Annotated in this window: 1 protein-coding gene; it reads right to left on the reverse strand. The window is 55.7% G+C overall.

The window, feature by feature from the left end:
• Positions 1-13 precede the first annotated feature (13 nt).
• Entirely contained in the window at positions 14-151 is a 138-nt protein-coding gene (locus tag EK369_RS23035) for a hypothetical protein (RefSeq protein ID WP_164727097.1), read from the reverse strand.
• Positions 152-544: the final 393 nt, after the last annotated feature.

Raw genomic sequence — 544 nt, forward strand, 5'->3', positions numbered from 1 at the left:
ACTTTGATGATTTTTATGGTTTGTCCGCCACCACCACCACCACCGCTTCCATATCCAGCAGACCATCCGCTTCCAAGACTTCCACCAGATTTCCATGGGCCACTGCTGAGACCACCTCCGGATTGCCATGGTCCTCCGCTGCTAAGTCCACCTCCAGATTTCCATGGTCCACTGCTCAAACCTCCGCCTAGGCTGAGACCTCCACCAGACGATTTCCAAGGTCCACTGCTAAGCCCACCACTGGATTGCCATGGTCCTCCGAGACTGAGACCACCTCCAGATGATTTCCATGGTCCACTGCTGAGTCCTCCACCTGATTGCCATGGTCCTCCGCTGCTAAGTCCACCTCCGGATTGCCATGGTCCTCCGCTGCTGAGGCCTCCTCCAGATTTCCATGGTCCACTGCTTAATCCTCCACCTGATTGCCATGGTCCTCCGCTGCTAAGTCCACCTCCGGATTGCCATGGTCCTCCACCACCGCCTCCACTGGGCACAATTACTTTGATAATTTTTATTCCTCCTCCGCTGCTAAGTCCACCTCCGG

Source organism: Shimia sediminis, assembly GCF_003990645.1.
Classification (GTDB): Bacteria; Pseudomonadota; Alphaproteobacteria; order Rhodobacterales; family Rhodobacteraceae; genus Shimia; species Shimia sediminis.